Origin of the sequence: Janthinobacterium goodfellowi (assembly GCF_051380695.1) — a bacterium.
Taxonomy (GTDB): domain Bacteria; phylum Pseudomonadota; class Gammaproteobacteria; order Burkholderiales; family Burkholderiaceae_D; genus Janthinobacterium.
In genome coordinates this window covers 310,830-334,999 of sequence record NZ_JBNYXN010000004.1, presented here as the reverse complement: position 1 = coordinate 334,999, position 24,170 = coordinate 310,830, and the positions used below count along the sequence as shown (strand labels likewise).

General features: G+C 61.8%; 22 protein-coding genes. 5 read left to right on the top strand and 17 right to left on the bottom strand.

Features of this window, described 5'->3' with window-relative positions; genetic code table 11:
- Nucleotides 1–129: 129 nt before the first annotated feature.
- Nucleotides 130–1,446 carry a tetratricopeptide repeat protein gene (locus ACQ4WQ_RS17425; RefSeq protein WP_436498734.1) on the top strand — a complete coding sequence of 439 codons (1,317 nt, stop codon included), beginning with the start codon at nt 130–132 and terminating at the stop codon, nt 1,444–1,446.
- An 81-nt stretch (nt 1,447–1,527) separates the two neighbouring features.
- Nucleotides 1,528–2,727 carry a DUF5009 domain-containing protein gene (locus ACQ4WQ_RS17420; protein WP_436498732.1) on the top strand — a complete coding sequence of 400 codons (1,200 nt, stop codon included), beginning with the start codon at nt 1,528–1,530 and terminating at the stop codon, nt 2,725–2,727.
- Here the strand turns inward: ACQ4WQ_RS17420 and ACQ4WQ_RS17415 are convergent.
- From ACQ4WQ_RS17415 to ACQ4WQ_RS17405, 3 genes are all read right to left on the bottom strand, one after another.
- Nucleotides 2,724–3,845 carry an acyltransferase family protein gene (locus ACQ4WQ_RS17415; RefSeq protein WP_436498730.1) on the bottom strand — a complete coding sequence of 374 codons (1,122 nt, stop codon included), beginning with the start codon at nt 3,843–3,845 and terminating at the stop codon, nt 2,724–2,726. The two genes, ACQ4WQ_RS17420 and ACQ4WQ_RS17415, sit on opposite strands and share 4 nt — an antisense overlap.
- A gap of 112 nt (nt 3,846–3,957) precedes the next feature.
- Nucleotides 3,958–6,657 carry a TonB-dependent receptor gene (locus tag ACQ4WQ_RS17410; RefSeq protein ID WP_436498728.1) on the bottom strand — a complete coding sequence of 900 codons (2,700 nt, stop codon included), beginning with the start codon at nt 6,655–6,657 and terminating at the stop codon, nt 3,958–3,960.
- 177 nt (nt 6,658–6,834) lie between these two features.
- Nucleotides 6,835–9,519, bottom strand: coding sequence for a TonB-dependent receptor (locus ACQ4WQ_RS17405; RefSeq protein ID WP_436498726.1), 2,685 nt, complete (start codon nt 9,517–9,519; stop codon nt 6,835–6,837).
- A 388-nt stretch (nt 9,520–9,907) separates the two neighbouring features.
- Here ACQ4WQ_RS17405 and ACQ4WQ_RS17400 point away from each other — a divergent pair, with 388 nt between their 5' ends.
- Entirely contained in the window at nt 9,908–10,648 is a 741-nt protein-coding gene (locus ACQ4WQ_RS17400) for a GntR family transcriptional regulator (RefSeq protein WP_034759852.1), read from the top strand.
- A 193-nt stretch (nt 10,649–10,841) separates the two neighbouring features.
- Here ACQ4WQ_RS17400 and ACQ4WQ_RS17395 read toward each other — a convergent pair whose 3' ends face one another.
- The 10 genes from ACQ4WQ_RS17395 to rpsP form a co-directional block, all read right to left on the bottom strand.
- Nucleotides 10,842–12,299, bottom strand: coding sequence for a nitrilase-related carbon-nitrogen hydrolase (locus ACQ4WQ_RS17395; protein WP_436498724.1), 1,458 nt, complete (start codon nt 12,297–12,299; stop codon nt 10,842–10,844).
- Nucleotides 12,296–13,114, bottom strand: coding sequence for an AraC family transcriptional regulator (locus tag ACQ4WQ_RS17390; RefSeq protein WP_436498722.1), 819 nt, complete (start codon nt 13,112–13,114; stop codon nt 12,296–12,298). The genes ACQ4WQ_RS17395 and ACQ4WQ_RS17390 overlap by 4 nt, the downstream gene beginning before the upstream one ends.
- Nucleotides 13,115–13,192: 78 nt before the next feature.
- On the bottom strand, nt 13,193–13,642 hold the full coding sequence (locus tag ACQ4WQ_RS17385) for a CBS domain-containing protein (protein WP_070221849.1): 450 nt from the start codon (nt 13,640–13,642) through the stop codon (nt 13,193–13,195).
- A gap of 81 nt (nt 13,643–13,723) precedes the next feature.
- Nucleotides 13,724–14,059, bottom strand: a complete 336-nt coding sequence (locus ACQ4WQ_RS17380) for a DUF3579 domain-containing protein (RefSeq protein ID WP_070221850.1) — start codon at nt 14,057–14,059, stop codon at nt 13,724–13,726.
- Nucleotides 14,060–14,283: 224 nt separating this feature from the next.
- On the bottom strand, nt 14,284–15,243 hold the full coding sequence (locus tag ACQ4WQ_RS17375; RefSeq protein WP_326459616.1) for a CobD/CbiB family protein: 960 nt from the start codon (nt 15,241–15,243) through the stop codon (nt 14,284–14,286).
- A gap of 97 nt (nt 15,244–15,340) precedes the next feature.
- Nucleotides 15,341–16,000, bottom strand: a complete 660-nt coding sequence (locus ACQ4WQ_RS17370; protein WP_436498719.1) for a CoA pyrophosphatase — start codon at nt 15,998–16,000, stop codon at nt 15,341–15,343.
- Between the two features lie 81 nt (nt 16,001–16,081).
- Nucleotides 16,082–16,465: a 50S ribosomal protein L19 gene (gene rplS / locus ACQ4WQ_RS17365; protein ID WP_010395528.1), complete on the bottom strand. Its 384-nt coding sequence runs from the start codon at nt 16,463–16,465 to the stop codon at nt 16,082–16,084.
- A gap of 131 nt (nt 16,466–16,596) precedes the next feature.
- Entirely contained in the window at nt 16,597–17,343 is a 747-nt protein-coding gene (gene trmD, locus ACQ4WQ_RS17360; protein ID WP_436498717.1) for a tRNA (guanosine(37)-N1)-methyltransferase TrmD, read from the bottom strand.
- Between the two features lie 50 nt (nt 17,344–17,393).
- The gene (gene rimM / locus ACQ4WQ_RS17355) at nt 17,394–17,951 is read right to left on the bottom strand and encodes a ribosome maturation factor RimM (RefSeq protein WP_436498715.1); all 558 of its coding nucleotides are present in this window, start codon (nt 17,949–17,951) and stop codon (nt 17,394–17,396) included.
- Between the two features lie 13 nt (nt 17,952–17,964).
- The gene (rpsP, locus tag ACQ4WQ_RS17350) at nt 17,965–18,216 is read right to left on the bottom strand and encodes a 30S ribosomal protein S16 (protein ID WP_010395524.1); all 252 of its coding nucleotides are present in this window, start codon (nt 18,214–18,216) and stop codon (nt 17,965–17,967) included.
- Between the two features lie 277 nt (nt 18,217–18,493).
- Between rpsP and ACQ4WQ_RS17345 the strand changes: the two genes are divergently transcribed.
- Both ACQ4WQ_RS17345 and ACQ4WQ_RS17340 read left to right on the top strand, forming a co-directional pair.
- Nucleotides 18,494–18,928 carry an NINE protein gene (locus tag ACQ4WQ_RS17345; protein ID WP_070313683.1) on the top strand — a complete coding sequence of 145 codons (435 nt, stop codon included), beginning with the start codon at nt 18,494–18,496 and terminating at the stop codon, nt 18,926–18,928.
- A gap of 136 nt (nt 18,929–19,064) precedes the next feature.
- The gene (locus ACQ4WQ_RS17340; protein ID WP_326459620.1) at nt 19,065–19,691 is read left to right on the top strand and encodes a glycine zipper 2TM domain-containing protein; all 627 of its coding nucleotides are present in this window, start codon (nt 19,065–19,067) and stop codon (nt 19,689–19,691) included.
- Between the two features lie 181 nt (nt 19,692–19,872).
- Here the strand turns inward: ACQ4WQ_RS17340 and ACQ4WQ_RS17335 are convergent, their stop codons facing one another.
- The 4 genes from ACQ4WQ_RS17335 to ACQ4WQ_RS17320 form a co-directional block, all read right to left on the bottom strand.
- Nucleotides 19,873–21,663, bottom strand: coding sequence for an acyl-CoA dehydrogenase (locus ACQ4WQ_RS17335; RefSeq protein ID WP_436498712.1), 1,791 nt, complete (start codon nt 21,661–21,663; stop codon nt 19,873–19,875).
- A gap of 90 nt (nt 21,664–21,753) precedes the next feature.
- A complete protein-coding gene (locus ACQ4WQ_RS17330; RefSeq protein WP_326459622.1) occupies nt 21,754–22,686 on the bottom strand; it encodes an electron transfer flavoprotein subunit alpha/FixB family protein in 933 nt (310 codons plus the stop codon).
- A gap of 42 nt (nt 22,687–22,728) precedes the next feature.
- On the bottom strand, nt 22,729–23,478 hold the full coding sequence (locus tag ACQ4WQ_RS17325) for an electron transfer flavoprotein subunit beta/FixA family protein (protein ID WP_070221859.1): 750 nt from the start codon (nt 23,476–23,478) through the stop codon (nt 22,729–22,731).
- A 243-nt stretch (nt 23,479–23,721) separates the two neighbouring features.
- Complete coding sequence (locus ACQ4WQ_RS17320; RefSeq protein WP_436498710.1) at nt 23,722–23,949, bottom strand: sulfurtransferase TusA family protein; 228 nt, start codon at nt 23,947–23,949, stop codon at nt 23,722–23,724.
- Nucleotides 23,950–24,170: the final 221 nt, after the last annotated feature.

The window sequence follows — 24,170 nt, the reverse complement described above, 5'->3', positions numbered from 1 at the left end:
TTTGACTTGTGCGGTCAGGATGGCAGAATACGTGTTTTTTAAGATTCCCTGCCCCCGGCAAATGCCGCCACACGCTGTTGCGGCAACCAGTACCGGAGCGTATTTTTGTTATTGATTGAAGGATTGACCATGTCCCAATTCCGTCTTGCACGCCTTAGCCTGCTCCTGGCCGCCATCGGCCTGAACGTCCTGCCTGCCCTGTCGCACGCGCAGGATGCCAAGCCGGCCGCAGCCGCCGGTGCGCCCGCGGCCGCCCCGGCCGACTCGGTGCGTCCTGAAGTGTTCAAACTGCTCGATCCGGCCGCCGTGAAGGCCTCGATGGATGCGAAAAACTACGCCGACGTGCAAAGCCGCATCGACCAGACCGCCGCCATTCCCGCCCTGACGCCCTACGAATTGTTCGTGCTGAACCGCCTGCGCGTGGCGCTGGCGTCGACCACCAACAATGCGCCGATGGCGATGACGGCGCTGGAAGCGGTCATCGAATCGGGCAAGCTGGACAAGAAAGCCCAGGGCGACTTCATCCAGGCGCTGGCCAACTACCACTACAACGCCAAGGACTATCCGAACGCCATCAAATGGTTCACCCGTTACCAGACGGAAACTGGCGACGTGGCCAGCGTGCGCCCGTACATCATCCGCGCCTACTACTTCAGCAATGATTTCGCGCGCGCGAAACAGGAACTGATGGCCGACCTGACGGCCAAGCAGCAAGCGGGCAAGACGCCGACCATCGAAGAACTGCAATTGCTGGCCAATACGGGTTCGAAAAGCAAGGACCCGGCCACCTACCTGGTCGCCATGGAAAATCTGGTGCGCTACTACCCGTCGGATGACTACTGGAGCGATCTGCTGAGCCGCACGCAAGGCAAGGCCGGCTATTCCGACCGCTTCGCGCTCGACGTGCTGCGCCTGCAATTCAAGGCCGTGGGCACCATGCCGCCGCAAGATTACAGCGACATGGCTGAAATCGCCTTGCAGAACGCCTTCCCGACGGAAGCGAAAAAAGTGCTGGACGCCGGCTTTGCCAAAGGCGTGCTGGGCACGGGCGCAAATGCCGCCAAGCACAAGAAACTGCGCGACCAGGCCAACAAGGCTGCCGCCGACGATGCGAAAAACATTGCCAGCGGCGAAGCGTCGGCCATGAAGAGCAAGGATGGCACGGGCTTGATCAACCTGGGCTACGCCTTCGTGACGATGGACCAGTTCGACAAAGGTATCGACCTGATCCAGAAAGGCATCGCCAAGGGCGGCCTGAAGCGTCCTGAAGACGCCAAGCTGCGCCTCGGTTATTCCTACGCCATGGCCGGCAAGAAAGATGACGCCATCAAGGTCCTGGAAACCGTCAAGGGCGGCGACGGCGTGGGCGACCTGGCCCGCTACTGGATCCTGTGGCTGAACCGTCCTGCCACGGCAACGGCGGCACCGGCAGCAGCGGCACAGTAATTCCTGTTCTCGCCAGCATGCGCAAGGCAGTTCCCGGCTCACGCCGGGGCTGCTTTTTTTTTCGACCTTTTTCATTCATCCATGCCGCCAGCCACCGCCCCCGCAGCTGTACCTGAACGTTTGACCAGCCTGGACGCGTTCCGCGGCTGCGTGATCGTCGTCATGATCTGGGTCAACTATCTGGCCGGCATGCCAGCCATCCCCCACTGGCTCGAACACGCGGGGCCCCGCGCCGATGGCATCACCCTGCCCGACCTGGTCTTTCCCGGCTTCCTGTTCATGGTCGGCATGGCCATACCGCTGGCCTTGCAGCGCCATTGCGGCCACGTCACGCCCGCCCTGCTGGGACGCCTGCTGTGGCGCTCCGCCAGCCTGATGCTGGCCGGCGTGGTGCTGGCCAATGCCTACCGCTACGATGCGCAGGCGGCGCCGCTGCCGCAGGCCCTGTATTTCCTGCTGTTTTACGTGGCCATGATCTTGCTGTGGCGCCAGGGCGCGGGCAAGCTGGAGCTGGCGGCGGGCGGCGCGCTGATGCTGTTCCTGCTGGCGGCGTTCCGCGGAGAGCTGAACAGCGAATTTTCCAGCACCTGGCTGCAGCCGTCGTGGTGGGGCATCCTCGGCATGATAGGCTGGTCCTACCTGCTGTGCAGCCTGCTGTACCTGGCGTGCCGGGGCAGCGGCACGGCCCTGATGGGCATGTTTGCCCTGCTGCTCGTGCTGTACATGGGCGGCACGGCGGGCAGCCTCGATTTCCTGCCGGCAAGCATCAACGCCTTCGTCAACGTGCCGCAAGTGCTCGGGTCGACGGCCGCCAATGTACTGGCCGGCACCCTGGTGGGCCAGCTGTTCCTGCGCGGCGCCGCCCTGAACCATGGGCAGCGCATCCGCTTCATGGCATGGTTCGCGCTGGGCCTGCTGGCGGCCGGCCTGCTGCTGCGGCCGTATCACCACATCAACAAGATCGCGGCGACGGAATCCTACACACTCGTGTGCAGCGCCCTCATCCTGGCGCTGTTCCTCGTGTTTTATATCGTCATCGACGTGTGGCGCTGGCGCGCCTGGGCGATGGTGCTCGTGCCTGCCGGCACCAATGCCCTGTTCGCCTACATCGTGCCCGACCTGTGGCAGCAGCTGGCGGCCGTGCTGCACCTGCCGCGCTTCTGGTGGCCGTATCTGGCCACGGGCGGCGCGGCCGGCCTGTGGAATGCCGCCGCCGTCACCACCCTGATGCTGCTGTTGACCGCGCTGGCGACGCGGTACGGGCTGAAATTGAAATTCTAGACCTTGATATAGATCTTGCGCTTGTCCATGCCATAGGCGATCAGCCAGCACAGCAGCATGAAGCTGACGGCAAACAGCAGCGAGCCCACGCGCGCCGGCGCCCAGCCCGTAAACCAGTGCTGGTATAGCCACTGGTACAGATTGCCGCCGCTGATGCGCACGGTAAACGCGATGATCACCAGCACTTCCGACACCAGGTAGATGAACAGGGTGTTCTTGCCGAAGACTTCAAAAAAATACGTCCAGCCCGTGCTCTTGCGCACGTCGATGATGAACATCAGCAGCGCCAGCAGCAGCAAGTCCAGGCCGATACCGAGCATCGCATAAGAGCTGCTCCACAGCTTCTTATTGATCGGAAACACTTCATTCCAGCACAGGGCCACGGCCACGCAGATGACGCCGGCCACGGCCAGTTGAGCCAGGCTGGAGCGCAGCCGCGCCGGCGCTGCCTGGCGCACGAAGCTGCCCGCCAGGTAGCCGGCAATCACATTGACGATGGCCGGCAAGGTGCCGAGCACGCCTTCCGGGTCGAAGGCGATGCCTTCGCCGTGGTACAAATGGCTGTCGCCCAGCAGGAACAGATCGAGCTTGGCCGGCGCATTGCCCTGCAGGCTGTAGTCGCCCCAAGTCGCCAGGATGGCCCAGTAACCGAGCAAGGCGCAGGCGCTGAAGACCAGCGCGCCGCGCGTCTTCCCGTAGTGCAGGATCAGGGCGGCGGCCAGGTAGCACACGGCGATGCGCTGCAGCACGCCGGGAATGCGCGTGTGTGACAGCGGCGACCAGGCGAACTGGCCCGCGTCGTCGATCTTGAAGAAGGGGAACCAGTACAGCAAAAATCCCAATAGAAAGATCAGCGCGCTGCGCTTGCACAGCCGGGCCAGCACGGCGCCGTGTGCCAGGTGTTCATACTTGCCCAGCGCAAAGGCCAGCGCATTGCCGACGACAAACAAAAAGCTGGGAAAGACCAGGTCCGTGAGGGTAAATCCATGCCATTCGGCATGCAGGAACGGCGCATACACGCTGCCCCAGTCGCCCGGTGTATTAACGACGATCATCAGGGCGACGGTCAGACCGCGCAGGACGTCGAGGGCGAGGTAGCGCTGAGGTGCAATAGTCATGTCCAACAATTCCAAATAAAAAAAAGCAGGCCCACTGCTTGTGGCGGAAGGCCTGAAAAATGACGGCGCCTGAACAAACCGCCACGCGGCAGGTTTGCTCAGGCCTTATCCACTACAACTTGGCGCGCAGGCCAAAGTAAAACTGGCGGCCATTCGAATACAAGGCCGTTGGCTGATCCTGGTTGGCGCCGTAATACTTGAGCACCGGATTATTCAGGTTCAGCACGTCGAAGGTCAGCGAATAGCGCTCGTCGATCTTGTAGTTGAGCGAGGCGGCAAGGTTGCCCACGCCATGCACGTACTGGGGCGAGCTGCTGAACAGGCCGGCCAGGAAGCTGGAACGGTAGGTGTACGCCAGGCGCGCGCTCAGGCGCTCGTCCTCGTAATAGCCTTCCAGGTTGTAGGTGCCGCGCGAGCTGCCCACCACGGCGGCGCCATCGTCGGCCTTGCCATTCGTATAGGTGTAATTGCCCACCACGCCGAAACCGCCCCACAAGCCCTGCTGGTAACTGAGTTCCACACCCTTGTTCTTGGCGCCGATATTCGTCGGCGACTGGATCACATAGGTGTTGAATTTCTTGAAGGTATTATTGTAGTAGCTCACGGGCGCCGTACCAAACGTCACGTACGATTTCATGTCCATATAGAAGGCCCCCACGGAGAGCATGGCTTTCGGCGCGAAATACCATTCCAGGGTGGCGTCGTAGTTGGTCGAGCGTATCGGTTTCAAATCCGGATTGCCACCCGTGCCTGTCAGCAACTGATCGTTCAGGTTGACGGCGCCCACCAGGGCGCTATAGTCGGCGCGCGCCATGGTTTTCGCCACCGCCGCGCGGGCCACCAGGTCCTTGCTCAGGTCAAACTTGATGTTCGCGCTCGGCAGCACATCCGTGTAGCTGTGCTTGACGACGGTGGGCGTGTAGGTGCCAAAGATGTTTTCCTGACCGATCGGGTTCTCGCCGCCCGGCACGTTCGTCACCGTCGTCTGCTGCGTGCGCACCACGCGTACGCCCACGTTGCCGCGCCATTTGTTGCCTGCCAGGTTGGCCATGATGTAGGCAGCGCTATCCTTTTCCTTTACGTCCAGTTCGGCCGGCCAGTTGCGCGAATTCGGGCCGCCCGTATTGTCGTACTTGTTGGCCCACGCCACCAGATCGGCCGGATCGAGCTGCCAGTAGCGTCCCTGCGCATTGCCGCCCAGGCCCTTGCCATAGTCGCCCGGGTAGGTGCCCCCATTCCACTTCGGCAAGGGCGCATTCGTCGTGCCGTCGCACACGGCGCAGCTGCGGTTTTCCGGCCACGACACATTGCGGTGGTGTTCCGCGTAACGGGCGCCGAACTTCAGCGATTCCAGCACGCCGTAATCCATGCTCAGCTCGCCATCGGCCTGGCCGTATTTTTCCGTATCCAGGGTTTCCACGTGGGAACCCCAGGCCGATGCCGTTACCGCATTCGATAACCTGGAAATGTCGAGACCCGGGAAATTCAGCCTGGCCGGCGACAGGCCGTTCAGCTGGTACGACACGCCCACGCCCGTCAAGCCCGCCTCATAGCCGAGGTCGACGGGTGTTTCGCCTATGCCGCGCGTGTAGCCGAGGCTGCCAGTGATGCGCAGGCGCTCGCTGGCGCGGTAGCTGCCGTTGAAGTCGATGTAGGCGGTCGACGAGTTCGAACCGGGGCGGTAGATCTGGTCCACCAGGGCCGGATACAGCTGGCCGTTGTAGGGCGTGGTGGCATTGGCGGCAGGAAACTGCGACGCGGGAAAATCGGCCGCCACCAGGGTATTGTTCTTGACGGTAAACGCGCTGGGAATCACGCCCACATGCTTGCCGTCATTGTCGACGGCATTCAGGTTGGCGCCGGGCTGGTTATAAAAGCTGCGGTTGTAATTGGCCGCGTCCAGCTTGGAATAGAAGCCGTTGACGTCCAGCATCAAATCAGACGTCGGCTTGAATTGCAGGTCGAGGCTGCCGCCCTGCCGCTTGCGTACCTGTTCGAACAGGGCCGAGTTGATGCCCAGCGGCGCCAGCACGCCGGCCAGTTCCGGATGCTTTTGCGCAGCCGGGCTATTGGCGTCGATGGCGCCATAGCCGAAGAATTCCTGCCCGTCGCGGCGTTCGTGGCGCTTCTCGGAAAACACCTGGAACAGCACGCCCATGGTCTTCGCTTCGTTCTTCCAGTTAAACAGGGCATTCATCTGCGGATCGGTCTTGCCCGGCAAGTCCGCGTAGATGGCTTGCACGGCCAGCTCGGCTGTGAACGGCTGCTTGAAACTAAGGGGCTTGCGCGTCTCGATATTGATGGAGCCGGCCACGCCGCCTTCCACCAGGTCCGCCTGCGCGCTCTTTTGCACGGTGACGCGGCTGACGATTTCCGACGGCAGCAAGGCAAAGCTGACACTGCGCCCCACGGTGCCCACCTGGTCCGTGACAAACCAGTCGCCCGTGCCCACGGCGTGGCCGTTGATCAGCGTTTGCGTCAGGCTGGGGCTGGTGCCGCGGATGCTCACACGGTCATTTTCCGAGAAGCCGCCTTCGCCGCCGGCCGACGAGGAAATGTTGACGCCAGGCACGCGCTGCACGGCGTCAGCCACGTTCTTGTCGGGCAACTTGCCGATGTCTTCCGCGCTGACGACGTCGATCACGGAATCGCTGTTGCGTTTCTGGCTCAGCGACTGCTCCAGCGAGGCGCGGATGCCGGTCACGACCACCTCCTGCATGGGGGCTTGCTGCGCCTGGGCCGCCATGCTCATGGACAGCAAAGCGGCTGCGGCAGCGATGGGATGTAATACGGGATGCAAACGGCTGTTCATAGACTCCTCGATTATAGGTATGCCCGCCTGACGGCTGGACGGTTTTATATGAGTACAGACGGCAGGCGCCCGGCCATGGCGCCGAAAAAAAAGGCAAGCTCCCGAAACAGGAACTTGCCTTGAAAAGACCGAGGAAGACCCGGCCAGACGCGTGCGCATCAGGCCAGATCGTCTTGCTTACAGTTTGGCGCGCAGGCCCAGGTAGAAGGTACGGCCATTGCTATAGAACGCGCGCGGCTGATCGCGGTTTTCAGCGTACATCTTGATGGTCGTATTCGTCAGGTTAAGCGCATCGAACGTGACCGTGAAGTGTTCGTTGATCTTGTAGTTGAGCGAACCGGCCAGGCCGCCCGCGCCTTCGACGTGCTGGCTGGCGCCACGATCCACGCCCGCCTTGTAGGACGAACGGTAGTTGTAGGCCAGGCGTGCGCTGAGGGCATTGGCTTCGTAGAAGGCCGTCAGGTTGTACGTGCTGCGCGATGCGTTGACCAGTTCGTCACCGTTGTCCAGCTTGCCATCGGCATAGGTGTAGTTGGCCAAGATGCCGAAGTCGCCGAACAGCGGTTGCTGATAGCTGAACTCAGCGCCCTTGTTCTTGCCGCTGGTATTGAATGGCGACGTGATCTGGTACACGGCGTTGGCATTGCGCTTGCTGTTGAAGTAGGTAGCGTTGACGGTACCGTTCGACACGACCGATTTCAGGTCCATGTAGAACAAGCCCACCGAGAAGGCCGACTTCGGTGCGAAATACCATTCGGCGCTGACTTCGGCGTTATCCGACTTCACCGGATTGAGGTTGACGTTGCCGCCGCTGCCGCTCAATGCATCGTCGTTCAGCGATACCGAACCACCCAGCGCGCTGTAGTCGGGACGGGCGATGGTGCGGGCCACGGCGGCGCGCACGACCAGGTCGTTGCGCACATCGAACTTGATGTTGGCGCTAGGCAAGAAATCGTTGTAGCTGCGCTCATACAGATGCTGCGAATACGCACCCCAGTCGGAACCGGTGATCGGGCCGCCGGCCTGGTTCACCAGGGTCGACTGCTTGGTGTGAACGGCGCGCAGGCCGAAGTTGCCGCTCCAGTTGTCGCCCGTCAGGTTGGCCATGGCATAGATTGCCGAGGTTTTTTCCTTCAGCTTGAATTCGTCGGTCCAGTTATGGCGACGCACGTAGTCGAACAGGCGGTTACCCGATGCCGCGCCCCACGCACCCAGTGCCGAACCGTCGTACTTGAAGTAGTTGCTCGACAGGTTGCCGCCCAGGTTGCTGGCGAAGTCGCTCGGGTACATCGTGCCATTCCACACGGGGCCCGGATTGGAGAAGCCCAGGTCGCCCGGACGGGTTTCAAACGGATGCTCGGCATCGCGCTTGTGATCGGTCAAACGGCCACCGAACTTGACGGAATCCCAGATACCCGACGACAGGCGCAGCTCCGCATCGATCTGCGCATATTTTTCCTGGTCGACGGAACGCGATTCGCCGCCGCCGGCCCATGCCGTCGAGCCTGGCTTGGTGGTGGTGCCACCCGGATAGGAAACACTGGCCGGGCTCATGCCGTTCAATTGATACACCATGCCGCCATCGACGTTGTTCTGGTAGTACACATCGTCGCGGTCATAGCCGACGCCATGGGTCTTGCCCAGCTTGCCGGTCAGGGTCAGGTCCTTGGTGGCGCGGTATTTGAAGTTGAAATCGAGGTAGTACGATTCGCCGCCAGCATCAGGACGGTAGATATTATCGACTTCACCAGAGTTTTTTGCGAAGGTAGCGCCTGTCAGCGTGCCATTCTTGACCGTGTAGTTGGTCGGCACCTGACCGGTCGAGACACCTTTATCGTTGGTACTGTTCACCGAGTTGGCCGGTGCAGCCAGCCAGTTGGTGTTTTGATGCGGTGCCTTCAGTTGCGAATAGAAGCCGTTCACGTCCAGGGTCAGGTCCTTGCTGGGCTTGAATTCGATGTCGAATGCGCCGCCTTCGCGGGTTTTCTTTTGCTCGAACAGGCTGGCGCCGATAAAGGTCGGCACTTTTACGCCGGCCAGTTCAGGATGGGCCAAGGCCGCATTGCTGGTAGCGGAGATCGGCGTGTAGCCGAGGATTTCCTGGCCATCGCGGCGCACGGTCGATTTTTGCGAGAAACCCTGCACCATGATGCCCAGGGTATTCGTGTCATTCTTCCAGTTCACCAGGCCGGAGAACTGCGGGTCCGTCTTGCCGGCCAGGTCATTATGGAAAGCCTGGATCGAGCCTTCGGCCGTGATCTGGTTCTTGAATTCCAGCGGACGGCGGGTAATCACGTCGATCACGCCCGAGACGCCGCCTTCAGGCAGGTCCGCCGTGGCGCTCTTGTGCACGACAACGGAGCTCACCAACTCCGATGGCAGCAGGGAGAAGCTGCTGCTGCGGCCGACGTTGCCGCCAAATTGGTTCAAGACAAACCAGTCGCCTGTGCTGATGGCATGGCCGTTGAACAGGGTTTGCTGGAAGCTGGGGCTGGTGCCGCGCAGGCTGACGCGGTCGTTTTCGCCGAAGCCGCCTTCGCCACCGGCCGACGATTGGGTATTCACACCTGGCAGGCGCTGGATCGCGTCAGCCACGTTACGGTCCGGCATCTTGCCGATATCTTCGGCCGTTACCACTTCCACCACGGAATCCGCATTACGTTTTTGCTTCAGCGATTTTTCCAGCGAGGCACGCACGCCGGTCACCGTCACCACGGTGGCCACGTCGTCGGCGGGTGCTTCCTGCGCCTGCGCCGAAAAAGCCAGACCGGCGACCATCACGGCAACGGCCGTAGCGATCGGCGTACGGCTACGCGAACCGGATTTCACGACGGCAGCTGCAGGTGTCAAATTGCGTTTCATGTACTCCCCCTTGATTTAGGCTCCAGGATTGGAGCCTTTTCATTTTTAACGTAGGTCTTCTTTCCAGCCCGCCCACTCTCGCCGGCATGCTGCAGACCCTTCGGCACAACCACTTACAAAACCAATTCAACGCCAATATACTACTATCCAATACCAGAATACTACCAGTTGCAACTTTTTTTTTATAACGTTGTTTGAATCACACAGACCACTTCAGCTGAATCAATCTGTAGCCCGTACGACCGGGCAAAATACGAGCGAGGGCAGGTATAAATTGCCGGCCTGACAATTCAAATTGGTTTTATAACGGTCTTTTTTGGTATTATCCAGCGACACAAAACAGATACAGAGCGCGTCTGCAACGCGCCGTAACGGAGACCCTCAGCGTATGACAACCCTGGCTCACATCATGCAAGGCCTGGGGCAGACGAGTAGCCTGCCCCTGTACCAGCAACTGCAGCGCGCGCTGCGCGAAGCGATCGACAAGCGCATCCTCGGCCCCGACGAAGCCCTGCCGGCCGAGCGCCAGCTGGCCAGCGACCTGGCCGTCTCGCGCATCACCGTGCGCAAGGCCATCGATGGCCTCGTCAACGAAGGCTTGCTGGTGCGCCGCCCCGGCTCGGGCAATTTCATCAATACGCGCATCGAGAAAAACTTCGCCAAGCTGACCTCGTTTTCCGAGGACATGCGGGCGCGCGGGCGCACGCCGCGCAGCGTGTGGCTCAAGCGCGCAGAGGGCACCGTCACGCCGGAAGAAGCCTTGCGCCTGCGGCTGTCGCCGGGCGCGCCCGTGTACCGCTTCCACCGCATCCGCTATGCGGACGAAGTGCCGATGTGCCTGGAATACGCGACCATCGTCGCCAGCTGCCTGCCGGCGCTCGACGCCGTCGACGTGTCCATGTATGACGCGCTGGAACAGGCGGGCAACCGGCCCGTTCGCGCCTTGCAGCGGCTCAGTGCCTTATTGCTGACGGGGGAGCAGGCCAGCCTGCTGCAGGCGGAGGAAGGCGACGCGGGTTTGTCGGTGGAAAGACTGGGCTTTTTGCGCGATGGCCGCGCCGTGGAATTTTGCCGCTCCTACTTCCGCGGCGATATGTATGACTTCGTGGCCGAATTAAGTACCAATTAATACCAATCGACCCATTTCACGAATACCAGATAACACCACTTATTGCAGTGCAATATATATACCGGCAGCACCGCCTATATATGCACCGCAATGGTGAATTAATCGGCGGCGATTATATGTCCGCATCGGGACAATATTAAAAAAGACGGCGCAATGCGGTTTTGCGCATTGCAGCAAAACCTGACATTTCCCGTCAGGCAGCGGGCGCTGCGCGGCGTCCCGCGCACAGCAGTATCGCGCCCAGGGCCACGCACAGCCAGCCGAACAGCGGCCCCAGCCTTCCAGCCCAGGTGGCGACGGGCGGGTGTGCCGGCAACGGCGCCAGCAAGGTGCTGCCCGGCATGGCGCTGCTGGCCCGCTCCGCCAGCACGCGGCCATACGCATCGCTGACGGTCAGTACGCCCTCGCGCGCCGCGCGCAGCACCGCATAACCATTTTCCACGCCCCGCACCGCGGTCAGGCGCGCCCCCATCCAACCGTCCAGCTGGAAATCCCAGGCCGGCACCAGCATGACCTGCGCCCCGGCCGCGCCATACGCCTGTCCCAGGGGCGCGAAATGCATGTCCTTGCAGATGGCCAGGCCCATGGCTTGCCCCGCCACTGGCTGCACGGCATATGCCCTGCCGGCAAGAAAATCGCGCTCGGGCGGCGCCAGATGATGTTTCTGATAGCTGACGGGCGCGGCGCCATCGGGAGCAAACAGCCAGGCCAGGTTGCGCCGGCCGGCAGCGTCCTGCACGCCGATCCCCAGGACGATCCATGTGCCCGTGCCGCGCGCCAGCGCCTGGAAACGCTGCCGCACTACATCCGCCTGCGCGGGCGCCAGCACGGCTATCTTTTCCGGCAACAGCACCAGCCGGGCGCCCTGCCCGGCCAGCTGTTCGACATGGCGCGCGTACTGGTCCCAGATGGCTTGCGCGCGTGCCGGCGGCGTGGCCGGGCCGATGAAGTCGTCGATGGCCGCCAGCCCGGCCAGCGGCCCGCCTGTTCCTGGTGCGCCGTGCACGCGCCAGGCGCCGCCGGCGAAAGCGGCCGCCAGCAGCAAAACGACCGCGCCCGCCGCTGGCGCATACGCGCGCCCGCCGGCCAGCAGCAAGGCCAGCGCGGACGGCGCCAGGCACAGCAAGAACAGCAGGCCAGGCACGCCCGCCAGGGCCGCCACCTGCAGCACGGCAAGGTTATCGGCTTGCGAATACGCAAGGCTGCCCCAGTTACCGTCCGGCAGCAAGGCCGCCATCAGGGTATCGATGGCCACCCACAGCACGGGATACGCCAGCACCGTCCACGACGCCCGGTAGCGCAGCACGAGGCGCCGCGTGGCCAGCACCACCAGCAGCCACAACAGCGCCTTGACGACGGTCACGGCCAGCACGGCCGGCAAGGGCATGAGCAGACGAAAATAACTGAAGTTGGATGACAGGCCCAGCACGGCCGCCAGGAAGGTCATCCAGGCCGCATCGCGGCGCGACGAGCGCAAGGCCAGCCACAGCACGGGCAGTGGCGCGCACCAGGCCAGCGGGCCCAGCGGCTGAGGCCCCAGCACCCAGTACAGGGGCAGCCCCGCCGCCAGGGCGGCGGCAATTTGCAACAGGCGACGGCGCAGCGCGGTACTGCCGGCAGCTGGCGCAGACAAGGTATGGAGCATGCTCATGCTTTCAAGGGAAGCCAGATTTCCACGCCGCCACTACCGCTGGCGGGATCGAATTGCCGGTCGTAGCGTTCAAAATCGGGCGCATCGGCCACTTCCAGGCCGGACTGCGGCAGCCACTCGTTCCACACCGTATGCCAGGTGGCGCGGATGGTGGAAATGTGGCCCCGGTGATGAAACACGGCATAGCGCTGCGGCGCGATGCGCAGCCGCGTCCAGCCATCGGGCGACTGTGAAAAATCGCTGACCGGCATGGCGCACAGGTAATCGAAATTGCCCGCGTCGTCATTGTTGCAGCACACGCCATACACGAGCTGGCCGGGCGCCACATGGGGCAGGAAGCGCTGCCACAGGGCGGGAATGCCGGCAGACGTTTCCGCGCAATACCGTTCGACGAGGCCCGCCACCAGCAAGGCGGGGCCCTGCTCGAAACGGGGCGGCGCCAAAGGCACGCCCGGCGCCACATCCATTTTGATGGCTTCCACCAGCGCCAGGTTGGCGATATGGCGCTGGGCCCGCACCTTTTCCGGCGTGATGTGGAACTGGTCGCGGAAGGCCCGCGTAAAGGCTTCATGGGAACTGTAGCCGGCCTCCAGGGCGACGGCAAAGATGTCTTGCGCGCCCTGCGCCAGCGCGCGCGCCGCGACACTGAGCCGGCGCGCCCGCACATAGCGCATCACGGAGTGGCCCGTGGCCAGGCCGAACGCGCGCGTCAGGTGGCAGGGCGAAGCGCCACCCACCTGGGCGATATCGCCGAGCGAGAGATCGTCCGCAAAATGCGATTCGATATACCAGAGTGCCTTGGCCAGATAGTGCATGAACGCTTCCCGTTGAACGAGCAGCGACTGTAGCATTTTCAGCAAGCCGTGGCTTGACCGGAATTGCGCAATACGCGCTTACTTTCTGGTGCGCTTTTCGTGCACCAGCTGGCCGCTGCTGATGCGCGCCAGCTCGGCCATTTCCTGGGCCAGGAAGGCGAGCAAGTCGTCGATGCTGACGACGCCGGAGAGCGCGCCCAGGCTATTGACCACAGGCAAGCGGCGGATGCCGTTGACGCGCATGCGTTCGATGATGTCGTAGACGTCTTCGTCTTCGCTGGCGGTGAGCAGCTGCGCGCTCATGATGTCGCCCACCAGCAGGCTGGCGGGGTCGAGACCGAGGGCGATGACGGAAATGACGATGTCGCGGTCGGTGAGGATGCCGATGGGGACGCGCTCGCCGTTCGGCTGTTCGGCCACGATCAGGTCGCCCACGTGGTGCTGGCGCATCAGCAGCGCGGCGTCTTGCACGCTGGTGTCACGCTGGCAATGGATGGTGTGCAGGGTACAGATGTCGCCGATGCGCATGTCGCCGCTCCGTTTGAGGCAGAGTGCCCACGCTACGCCAGCCCGCCGTGGCGGGTTTGAGGCAAATCAATTGAAACGGTCTTACTTTTCTTCGGGGGGCGGCAGGAAGCAGGCTTCGACGATCTGCAGGTCGTTATCCTTGGCAAATTCGCGCACGAAGTGAAACGCCATCGGCTCGATCTCGCGCAGTTTGGTGTTGACCACCACCGACTTGACGCCGTTGACGACGGTCGGGCGCACGTACGGCGAATACTGGAGGTGCGCATTGCGCCCGCCGCCGTCGGGATTGAAACAGGACATCACTCCGCAAAGGCGCTCGGCCCAATCGCTGGGTCGGAATTGCTTGCCATTGCTGGTGAGACCAAGGATGAAGAACTCGTCTGAGAGTTCCCCTGTTTTTTGAGATAACTCGGCCATGTGGCTTGTCGGGACTGGATTGCGTGAATGGCCCCGGCGGGTAAGCCGGGCTGGTAGTCAACTACGTTTGCTGCGGTAAGCCAGTATTATATCTTATAGAAGACTTGGGTTCTACCTCGATCTGCCCTGACGATGCAAACAGGGGCCGGCACGCCTTGCGCGCCAGCCCCTATTTTAACCTTGTTCCACGCGCAAGGCGCATGGATGGCGCGTGTGCGCCCGCATCAGCCGAGGAAAACGGCGCCCGACATCAACAGCAGCAACAGCATCCACAGCAGCAAGGCGCGCCACACGAGGCCGACCGTGCTCTGCAAGGCGCGCGCGCCCGGCTCTTCGCCAGGCAGGATATCGCTTTCGCTGTCGCTGTCGTCGACGGCCATGTCGGGCGTGACGAGCACGCGGGCCGCCGTTTCCGCCGGCGTGCCCAGGCGTACGCCCATGGCGCCGCCGCCGGCCGTCAGGATGATGCCGATGGACTCGTCCTGCCAGCGCTGGGCGAAATTGCGCCAGGCGTAGATGGCGTCCTCGAAATTGCCGACCACGGCAAACGCCACGGCCGTCAGGCGCACGGGGATCCAGTCGATCCAGTAAAAGGCGCGCGCGGCGAACTGGCCGAACGCTTCATTGCGCATGTGCTCGGGCTCGTTCCAGGCGCGCGCCAGGTATTCGGCCACGCGGTACATCACGGCGCAGGCAGGGCCCAGCGGCATCAGGAACCAGAAGAACACGCCAAACACATTGCGGTGCGTGGTGATCAGGGCTTTTTCCACGGCGATGCGGGCGATTTCGCTCGCTTCCATGCCCACCGTGTCGAGCTTGGTCCAGTCGGCCAGCAAGGTGCGGGCCGTCGCTTCGTCGCCGGCGCTCAAGGCCAGCTGGATGGAAGTGAAGTAATGGCTGTAATGGCGAAAGCCCAGGGTCAGGTAGACGATGAGGACATTCCAGGCAAAGGCCAGCAGGGTCAGCTGGTAGTGGAGCAAGATCCAGTACACGCCCGCCGTCGGCACCATCAGCGCGCCGATCATGAGGAACCAGCCCATGCGGCCATGGTTGGCGTGGCCTGCATTGAACCAGGTCTCCATGCGCATTGCCAGGCTCTTGATTTCGGCGTAGATCGGATTGTCCGCGCGCAAAGGTTTGAGCTGCTCGATCAGCAATGCGCAAAGTATGGAGAGAAATGTCATCAAACGTCCTTTTTGTCTTTTTCAGCAATACCGCAATGCCCGCTACGATAGCGCAGTGCCGTGCTGGAATCAAACTTATTACGTGCGCGGCGCCATTTTACGCGCGCAGCAGGTGAAACAGATTGCGCAGCATGCCGGCCGTGGCGCCCCAAATGTAGAAGCGCTCGTACGGCATGGCGTAGAACGAGCGCCGTCCGCCCGGCAATTCCACCGACAGGCGCTGATGGTTGAGGCCATCCATGAGGAAGGCCAGCGGCACTTCGAAGATTTCCGCCACTTCGGACGGGTCGGCGCGCAGTTCGAACGGCGGCGTCACCAGGCCCACCACGGGCGTGACCTGGTAACCGGTACCCGTCAGGTAGTCGGGCAGGCAGCCCAGCACTTCAATGTGCTCGCGCGCCAGGCCCACTTCTTCTTCCGTCTCGCGCAGGGCCGTGGCGATGGGCGAGCCATCGAACGGCTCGCTGCGACCGCCGGGAAAGCTGACCTGGCCCGCATGGCTGCTCAGGTGGTCCGTGCGCATGGTCAGCAAGATGGTCAAGCCCTGCGGCCGTTGCACCAGCGGAATGAGCACGGCGGCGCGCACGGGCACGGCGCGGGCGGAGAGGAAATCCTGGGTAATCTCGGGCTGCCAGTCAGGCTGTTCGGCTAGGCGCTGGCGCAGCCAGTCCGGCGTCAGGCGCACGGCGTCCAGCGCCGCCTCGCCGGCGATCGAATCGATGGCGAGTTGTTTTGGATCAAATGCGATGGTGGCCATGGCAGCTTGTCCCATTAGCAATACAGAATAAAAAAAGGGGCACCATAACCGGCACCCCTTTTCCCAACGCAGACGCTGATATTACGCGCTTGCTTTCGCCACAACGCGGCGGTTTGGCAATTTTTCTTTGATACGCGCCGATTTACCCGAACGCTCACGCAGATAGTACAGCTTGGCGCGGCGAACATCACCACGGCGTTTCACTTCGATCGAAGCGATCAGCGGCGAGTACAGTTGGAACGTACGCTCGACGCCTTCGCCGGACGAGATCTTACGAACGATGAAGTTCGAGTTCAGGCCACGGTTACGACGGGAGATAACGACGCCTTCGTAAGCCTGGGCGCGCTTGCGCGTACCTTCGACTACGTTGACGCTGACGATAACGGTATCGCCTGGTGCGAATTCAGGAATGGTTTTACCCAGACGAGCAATTTCTTCCTGCTCTAATTGTTGAATCAAGTCCATTTTTAACACTCCGAAAACCATCATGCCGGCGCACTGTGGATAGCAAGTATCCGCCCGGTAGAGGATGGGTAACACAATATGGGCAACATGCCCGGCACTACTGGCCACCCTGCCGGCCGTCCGGAGACGGCTTACAGGCTGGCCAAGAATTTTTCGTCGGTCTTGCTGAGCAAGCCGGCGGCGCGCGCACTGACCAGCAGGTCAGGCCGCTTTGTCGCGGTCGCTTCCAGCATGCGCTGGCGGCGCCACTTGACGATCTCGGCATGATTGCCACCCATCAAGACGGGCGGCACGGCCATGCCTTCGTATGTTTCCGGCCGCGTGTAGTGCGGCGAATCGAGCAAGCCATTGACGAAGCTGTCCTCGATGGCCGATGCCTCCGTGTTCAAGACACCGGGCAACAAACGGATCACCGCATCCATCAGCGCCATGGCAGGCAATTCACCGCCCGACAAAACGAAATCGCCGACACTGATCTCTTCGTCGACGCAACGGTCCAGCAACCGCTGGTCCACGGCTTCATAGCGGCCGCACAGGATCACCAAACCAGGTTCGGCTTTCAGCTGCGTGACGCGCGCGTGCGTCAGCGGACGGCCTTGCGGCGACATGAACACCACGCGGGGCGCCGCCAGTCCCAGTTCGGTCTGGCGTTGCTTCGCGGCATTAATTGTCGCTTCGAGGGGACGGGCCATCATCACCATGCCGGGGCCGCCGCCATACGGGCGGTCATCCACGGTGCGGTGATTGTCGGTCGTGAAATCACGGGGATTCCACAAGGACAAGCCACACTTCCCCTGCTCGAAGGCGCGCCGGGTCACACCCGACTGCGTCAGCGCGGCAAACATTTCCGGGAACAGGGTCACGACATCAAATTGCATCGTTCACCATCCTGCAACGTTTGCCCGGCGCAAAGTTATGCGCAGGCGGTTTAATAATCGAGGCCCCAGTCGACCGTGATCTTGCTGGCAGCCTTGTCAACGTTAATGACAAACTGGCCAACAAACGGGATCAGGCGCTCAGGCGCCTTTTCAACGGTCTCATCTGCACTGGCAACGGGCGTAACGCGCAAGATCGACTGCGGACCATTGCTCATCATGTCGTGCACTGTGCCGAGGCACTCGCCTTGCAAATTCTCGACTGTCAGTCCGATCAGATCGGACCAATAAAATTCATCGGCCGACAGCGTCGGGAAATGGCTACGCGGAATTTGCACAGAGACGCCTTTCAGCGCTTCTGCGGCATCCCGCCCGACCACACCCACCAGCTGGGCCACGACGTCGCCGCCGTGTAACTTCGCTTGCCTGACTTGAACATCATGCAAGGTCGGTTTATCAATCCACCAGGTTTTGACGCTTAATAATGCATCCGCATCGTCGGAGAAAGGAGTGATCCTGACCCCGCCAGCAATGCCATAAGCACCGGAGACATAGCCTACCTGTACCAGGTCATCGGGGACTTTCACCCCGGATGCAGTCTTGACCGTCAAACCAGTGATCTAATTAAGCTGCTGCTTTGTTGTTGCTGGCTACCAGGCGAGCAACGGTTGGCGACAATTGTGCGCCAACGCCTTGCCAGTAGGCCAGACGGTCTGCGGTGATACGCAGTGGAACTTCGCCACCTTGCGCCATCGGGTTGTAAAAACCGATACGCTCAATGAAGCGACCATCGCGGCGATTGCGCGAATCAGTAGCGACGATGTTGAAGAACGGGCGCTTCTTGGCGCCTCCACGAGCTAAACGAATAACGACCATAATATTTCCAAAAAGTGTGCTGAGGCGGAAAAAGCCGCAAATTATAGCGCGCTTTACCGCCAGGCAGCAAGCGTTATGATGACGGGCGTGTAATTTGGGCTAATCAAACATTATGACCAGTCATGGCCGAAGACGCAATAGGCGTCTGCGCCTATCGTGCCGCCCCTGGCGTGAACTCACGCGAAATCATTGCATAAACGCCACAGGAAAGTGCTATCGTTGTGCGAGGCAATGGCCGATACTGGCAATCTTTACTGATGAGCAACTCTGGAGTCCCATGACCACCGCTACCATTTTGCAACAGTCGCACAAGAACAAGGCCTTCACCACCTTGCTGGCCTTTTTGCTGGGCACGCTGGGCGCGCACCGCTTCTACCTGCATGGCGCCAAAGACCGCTGGGGCTGGCTACACCTGGCCGCCCTGCCCGCCAGCGCGCTGCTGCATCAGCTGTTTCCCGAGGCCGACTGGTTTTACCAGATATTGCCGCTGACCCTGTCCGCCCTGGGCGGCTTCCTGGAAGCGCTGGTGCTGGGCCTGATGCCGGACGACAAGTGGGACGCCCGCTACAACGCCGCATCAAGCCGCCTGTCGGACACGGGCTGGCCCCTGGCCGTGGTGCTGGTCGCTACCTTGATGCTAGGCGCAGGCGTGCTGATCGCCACCATGGCGCGCCTGTTCGACTTGCTGTACACGGGCGGCGCCTACGGTTAATTCCGACCTGGGAATGACATCCAGGGGCTCCCGCCGCACGCACATGTAAGTGTTGGTAAGCAATCATGATTTTCCTCTATACTGCATTCACAATGCCAACATTACCGGCACATTCAACACACCCCAGGAGAAGATCATGATTCGTCGCCCACTCATCCTCGCAGTCGCCGTCACGGCCCTGTTCAGCACATCCGCCTTCGCGCAAAACCTGTCGCCGAAGGCGCAATACGCCTACGACACGAAACAGGCGAGCACGCGCTATGCGGACGACAAGAAATTGTGCGCAGAAGAAAGCAGCTCGAAAGCCCGCATGCAATGCCTGCGCGACGCCAAGGGCGAATACGACCAGGCCATCATCAACGCCAAGGCCGCGCAAAAAGCGGGCAATTCCTACGCCAGCCAGCCTTCCAAGCAGCCGCAGCACCAGATCTGCGCCGATTGCGGCAAGGTGCTGGCAGTCAACGTCGCTGAAAAAGCCGGCGAAGGCGGCGCGCTGGGCATGATCGGCGGCGGCGTGGCCGGCGCCCTGCTGGGCCGCCAGGTGGGCGGCGGACGCGGCAAGGACCTGGCCACCCTGGCCGGCGCCGCCGGCGGTGCTTTCGCGGGCAAACAAGTCGAAGGCCATATGAAAAACAGCAAGGTGTGGACCGTCACCGTGCAATACGAAACGGGCGCCAAGGCCGACTTCGCGTTTGACCAGGACCCTGGCCTGGCCGCCGGCGATCTGGTACGCAATTCCGGCAACGGCATCGCCCGCCGTTAAGAATGCAGGGAAAGCGTCCATGGCAGCGTTGCCTTGTCTTGTCGCACTAACGTGCTGCCTGCGACAAGGCGCCTTGCCCTGAACGCTTTCCCAAGCATTCTTGCAGAAATAAAAAAGCGCTGGAGAGTAGTCTCCAGCGCTTTTTTTGCATTCAGCCGGCTCCCGCCGGCCCCGCGTCAACTTAAAACTGCTCTTCCGACAAGGCCATCACGCCGGCGCTGCCGTCGATGATGGTGGCGCGCAAGCCCGGTGCCTGCGACAGGATGTGGTCGGCAAAGAAGCGTGCCGTGGCGATTTTTGCCTTGTAGAACGAAGCGTCGCCGCTGCCCTCGCCCAGCTTTTGCTGCGCCACGATGGCCGCGCGGGCCATTTGCCAGCCGCCCAGCACGATGCCGGCCAGTTTCAGATACGGCACGCTGCCCGCGAACACGCCCTTGATGTCCGTCTTCATGTTCGCCACCACGTATTCGACCACGGCTTCCAGCGCGGCGCTGCCTTCGGCCAGGTGACGCTGCATGGCCTGGAAGTCGGCGCCGGAGAGTTCGCCCAGCTGGGCTTCCGTGGCGCGCACCTGGGCGATGATGGCTTTCGCCACGGCGCCGCCGTCGCGCACCGTCTTGCGGCCCACGAGGTCGTTCGCCTGGATGGCCGTCGTGCCTTCGTAGATCGTCAGGATCTTGGCGTCGCGGTAATGCTGGGCGGCGCCCGTCTCTTCGATGAAACCCATGCCGCCGTGCACTTGCACGCCGTCGCGCGTGACGTCCTGCGACATTTCCGTGGCCCAACCCTTGATCACGGGCACCAGGTATTCATACGTCGCCAGGCTTTCCGCGCGCACCTCGGCGTCCGGATGGTGGTGCGCCACGTCGCTGATGGCCGCGCCCACGTAGGCCAGCGCGCGCGCCGCTTCCGTCTGCGAGCGCATGGACATCAGCATGCGGCGCACGTCCGGGTGGTGGATGATGGAAACCGGACCGGGCGAGCCGGCCAGGTCGCGCGACTGCACGCGGTCCTTGGCGAAGGCCACGGCTTGCTGGTAGGCGCGCTCGGCCAGGCCGATGCCCTGCAGGCCCACGCCGAAGCGGGCCGCGTTCATCATGATGAACATGTATTCGAGACCGCGGTTTTCCTCGCCCACCAGGGTGCCGATGGCGCCGCCGTGGTCGCCGAACTGCAATACAGCCGTCGGGCTGGCCTTGATGCCCAGTTTATGTTCGATGGAGACACAGTGCGCGTCGTTGCGTTCACCGAGGCTGCCGTCCGCATTGACGAGGAATTTCGGCACGATGAACAGCGAAATACCTTTCACGCCGGCGGGTGCGTCCGGCGTGCGGGCCAGCACCAGGTGGACGATGTTTTCCGCCATGTCGTGTTCGCCGTACGTGATGAAAATCTTCGTGCCGAACACTTTATAGGTGCCGTCGCCCTGCGGCACGGCGCGCGTGCGCACGGCGGCCAGGTCGGACCCCGCTTGCGGCTCCGTCAGATTCATGGTGCCCGTCCACTTGCCCGACACCAGGTTTTCCAGATACGTGGCCTTCTGTTCATCGCTGCCGGCCGTCAACAGCGCTTCGATGGCGCCGTCCGACAGCAGGGCGACCAGGGCGAACGAGATGCTGGCCGAATTGAGCATTTCGATGCACGGCGTAGCCAGCAGCTTGGGCAAGCCCTGGCCGCCAAACTGCGTCGGATGCTGCACGCCCTGCCAGCCCGCTTCGCCATACGCCTTGAAGGCTTCCTTGAAGCCCTTCGAGGTGGTCACTTGCCCGTCGTGCCAGAAACTCGGTTCCTTGTCGCTGGGGCCGTTCAAGGGGGCCACCACGGCGCCGCAGAACTTGGCGTTCTCTTCCAGCACGGCTTCGGCCGTGTCGGGCGTGGCGTCTTCGCAGCCCGGCAAAGTGTGGATTTCGGCCAGGCCGGCCAGTTCGTTCATCACGAACAACATGTCTTTCAGCGGGGCTTGATAGCTCATCTTCTCTCTCCAAGAAAAAAGCCACGCGCGGCTCGCCGTGTGGGGCGGGCCGGCGTGGCTTCGTGATATACAAAACCTGATGGGTTTAAATTAGCCCAGTTCTTTGACCAGTTGCGGCACGATCTCGAACAGATCGCCCACGATGCCGTAGTCGGCCACGGCAAAGATCGGTGCTTCCGGATCCTTGTTGATGGCGACGATGGTCTTCGAGTCTTTCATGCCGGCCAGATGCTGGATCGCGCCGGAAATACCGACGGCGATGTACAACGATGGCGCGACGATCTTGCCCGTCTGGCCCACTTGCCAGTCGTTCGGCACGAAGCCGGCATCGACGGCGGCACGCGAAGCACCCATGGCGGCGCCCAGCTTGTCGGCCAGCGGCTCCAGGATGTGGAAGTTCTCGGCCGAACCCATGCCACGGCCGCCCGACACGATGATTTTCGCGGCGGTCAGTTCAGGACGGTCGGACTTGGCCAGTTCGCGGCCCACGAAGGCGGACTTGCCATTGTCGGCGACGGCGGCGATGGTTTCGGTGGCAGCCGAACCGCCGGTGGCGGCAGCGGCGTCGAAACCGGTGGTACGCACGGTGATGACCTTGATCTTGTCGCCAGATTGCACGGTGGCAATCGCGTTACCGGCGTAGATCGGGCGCTCGAAGGTGTCCGGGGAATCGACCTTGGTGATTTCCGAGATTTGCGCCACGTCCAGCTTGGCGGCCACGCGCGGCAGGATGTTCTTGCCGTAGGCGGTGGCTGGCGCCAGAATGTGACTGTAGTTGCCGGCGATGGCCAGCACTTGCTCGGCCACGTTTTCGGCCAGGCCGTCGGCAAAATATGGCGCGTCGGCCACGATGACTTTCGTCACGCCGGCGATTTGCGCGGCGGCAGCGGCGGCAGCCGAGGCGTTCGAACCTGCGACCAGTACGTGCACGTCGCCGCCGCACTGGGCAGCCGCGGTCACGGTGTGGTGGGTGCTGCCCTTTAAGGTAGCGTTGTCGTGTTCAGCAATAACTAATGCGACCATGATGTGTCCTGTAATTGTTCTGGATAAACGGCGAGGCCGCGCTTAGATGACTTTGGCTTCGGTACGCAGCTTGGCGACCAGGGTGGCGACGTCCGGCACCTTGATGCCGGCCGAGCGCTTGGCTGGCTCGACGACTTTCAGGGTCTTCAGGCGTGGCGCGACGTCGACGCCCAGGTCTTCCGGCTTGACGGTCTCGAGCGGCTTTTTCTTTGCCTTCATAATGTTCGGCAAGGTCACATAGCGCGGCTCGTTCAGGCGCAAATCGGTGGTGATGATTGCTGGCAAGGTCAATGCCAGTGTTTCCAGGCCGCCGTCGACTTCGCGCGTGACGGTGACTTTGCCGTCTTCCAGCACGACCTTCGAAGCGAACGTGGCTTGCGGCCAACCCAGCAGGGCAGCGAGCATCTGGCCGGTCTGGTTGCTGTCGTCATCGATCGCCTGCTTGCCCAGGATGATCAGTTGCGGCTGCTCTTTCTCGGCCAGGGACTTGACCAGCTTGGCCACGGCCAGCGGTTCCAGGTCGGTCGTCGTTTCCACCAGGATGCCGCGGTCGGCGCCGATGGCCATGGCCGTGCGCAGGGTTTCCTGGCACTGCGTCACGCCGCAGGAGATGGCGACCACTTCAGTGACCTTGCCAGCTTCTTTCAGGCGCATCGCTTCTTCCAGCGCGATCTCATCGAAAGGGTTCATCGACATTTTGACGTTGGCGGTATCGACGCCAGTGCCGTCACTCTTGACGCGGACTTTGACGTTATAGTCGACCACGCGTTTGACGGGTACCAAGACTTTCATAGCTATGCCTTTGGGAAATTATAAAAATGACGGATCAAGTGCTGATTGTGCGTTCGATTATAAGAGAAATTTGAATCCTGAACCGAATTTAAGCACGATCGTGCGATTTTTTGTTAGAGCAATCCATCTAAACTGTGCGGCTTCGGGGATTTCAAGGGGGTCTGCCGCTACGCTGCAGGGCAGCAAAAGGGCTGGCTCGGGAAGGAAAACCAGGCCGCGCCACGGCGGCCCCGGCGGGCAGAATTATTTGCGTTGCATCAGGAAGACGAATTCGGTCCCCGTCTGCACGTGCGACAGCAGGGCATTGCCCGTTTGCTTGGAGAAAGCCTGGAAGTCGCGCACGGAACCGGGATCGGTTGCCATGATGCGCAGCACTTCCCCGCTCTGCAGCTCTGACAAAGCCTTTTTCGCCTTCAGAATCGGCAACGGGCAATTCAAGCCGCGCGCGTCGAGTTCTTTGTGAAATTCCATAATCTCGGTATCAAGTAGTGTGTCGCTCATCATCAATATCCCACCATTGTTTTGTTGTACTGATTTTCGACATACTACTCTAAATCAGGGGCATTGACGCGCTGCACCAAAATAGTTCATCGGCTGTTGTGGTGTCACAACGAGATTCCACACGGCAAAACGGCCCGCAAACACCGTCTGCGGGCCGTTTTCAAGGGGCTGTGGGGCGAAAACCCCGCATG

What these genes read in the sequence shown, in the direction of transcription:
- ACQ4WQ_RS17320 (WP_436498710.1), bottom strand. Translation starts at nt 23,949, where the DNA reads ATGGAATTTCACAAAGAACTCGACGCGCGCGGCTTGAATTGCCCGTTG.
- ACQ4WQ_RS17415 (WP_436498730.1), bottom strand. Translation starts at nt 3,845, where the DNA reads ATGACTATTGCACCTCAGCGCTACCTCGCCCTCGACGTCCTGCGCGGT.
- ACQ4WQ_RS17340 (WP_326459620.1), top strand. Translation starts at nt 19,065, where the DNA reads ATGATTCGTCGCCCACTCATCCTCGCAGTCGCCGTCACGGCCCTGTTC.
- ACQ4WQ_RS17370 (WP_436498719.1), bottom strand. Translation starts at nt 16,000, where the DNA reads ATGGCCACCATCGCATTTGATCCAAAACAACTCGCCATCGATTCGATC.
- rplS (WP_010395528.1), bottom strand. Translation starts at nt 16,465, where the DNA reads ATGGACTTGATTCAACAATTAGAGCAGGAAGAAATTGCTCGTCTGGGT.
- ACQ4WQ_RS17380 (WP_070221850.1), bottom strand. Translation starts at nt 14,059, where the DNA reads ATGGCCGAGTTATCTCAAAAAACAGGGGAACTCTCAGACGAGTTCTTC.
- rpsP (WP_010395524.1), bottom strand. Translation starts at nt 18,216, where the DNA reads ATGGTCGTTATTCGTTTAGCTCGTGGAGGCGCCAAGAAGCGCCCGTTC.
- ACQ4WQ_RS17395 (WP_436498724.1), bottom strand. Translation starts at nt 12,299, where the DNA reads ATGAGCATGCTCCATACCTTGTCTGCGCCAGCTGCCGGCAGTACCGCG.
- ACQ4WQ_RS17375 (WP_326459616.1), bottom strand. Translation starts at nt 15,243, where the DNA reads ATGACATTTCTCTCCATACTTTGCGCATTGCTGATCGAGCAGCTCAAA.
- ACQ4WQ_RS17345 (WP_070313683.1), top strand. Translation starts at nt 18,494, where the DNA reads ATGACCACCGCTACCATTTTGCAACAGTCGCACAAGAACAAGGCCTTC.
- ACQ4WQ_RS17390 (WP_436498722.1), bottom strand. Translation starts at nt 13,114, where the DNA reads ATGCACTATCTGGCCAAGGCACTCTGGTATATCGAATCGCATTTTGCG.
- ACQ4WQ_RS17385 (WP_070221849.1), bottom strand. Translation starts at nt 13,642, where the DNA reads ATGCGCATCGGCGACATCTGTACCCTGCACACCATCCATTGCCAGCGT.
- ACQ4WQ_RS17325 (WP_070221859.1), bottom strand. Translation starts at nt 23,478, where the DNA reads ATGAAAGTCTTGGTACCCGTCAAACGCGTGGTCGACTATAACGTCAAA.
- ACQ4WQ_RS17425 (WP_436498734.1), top strand. Translation starts at nt 130, where the DNA reads ATGTCCCAATTCCGTCTTGCACGCCTTAGCCTGCTCCTGGCCGCCATC.
- ACQ4WQ_RS17405 (WP_436498726.1), bottom strand. Translation starts at nt 9,519, where the DNA reads ATGAAACGCAATTTGACACCTGCAGCTGCCGTCGTGAAATCCGGTTCG.
- trmD (WP_436498717.1), bottom strand. Translation starts at nt 17,343, where the DNA reads ATGCAATTTGATGTCGTGACCCTGTTCCCGGAAATGTTTGCCGCGCTG.
- ACQ4WQ_RS17330 (WP_326459622.1), bottom strand. Translation starts at nt 22,686, where the DNA reads ATGGTCGCATTAGTTATTGCTGAACACGACAACGCTACCTTAAAGGGC.
- ACQ4WQ_RS17420 (WP_436498732.1), top strand. Translation starts at nt 1,528, where the DNA reads ATGCCGCCAGCCACCGCCCCCGCAGCTGTACCTGAACGTTTGACCAGC.
- ACQ4WQ_RS17335 (WP_436498712.1), bottom strand. Translation starts at nt 21,663, where the DNA reads ATGAGCTATCAAGCCCCGCTGAAAGACATGTTGTTCGTGATGAACGAA.
- ACQ4WQ_RS17410 (WP_436498728.1), bottom strand. Translation starts at nt 6,657, where the DNA reads ATGAACAGCCGTTTGCATCCCGTATTACATCCCATCGCTGCCGCAGCC.
- ACQ4WQ_RS17400 (WP_034759852.1), top strand. Translation starts at nt 9,908, where the DNA reads ATGACAACCCTGGCTCACATCATGCAAGGCCTGGGGCAGACGAGTAGC.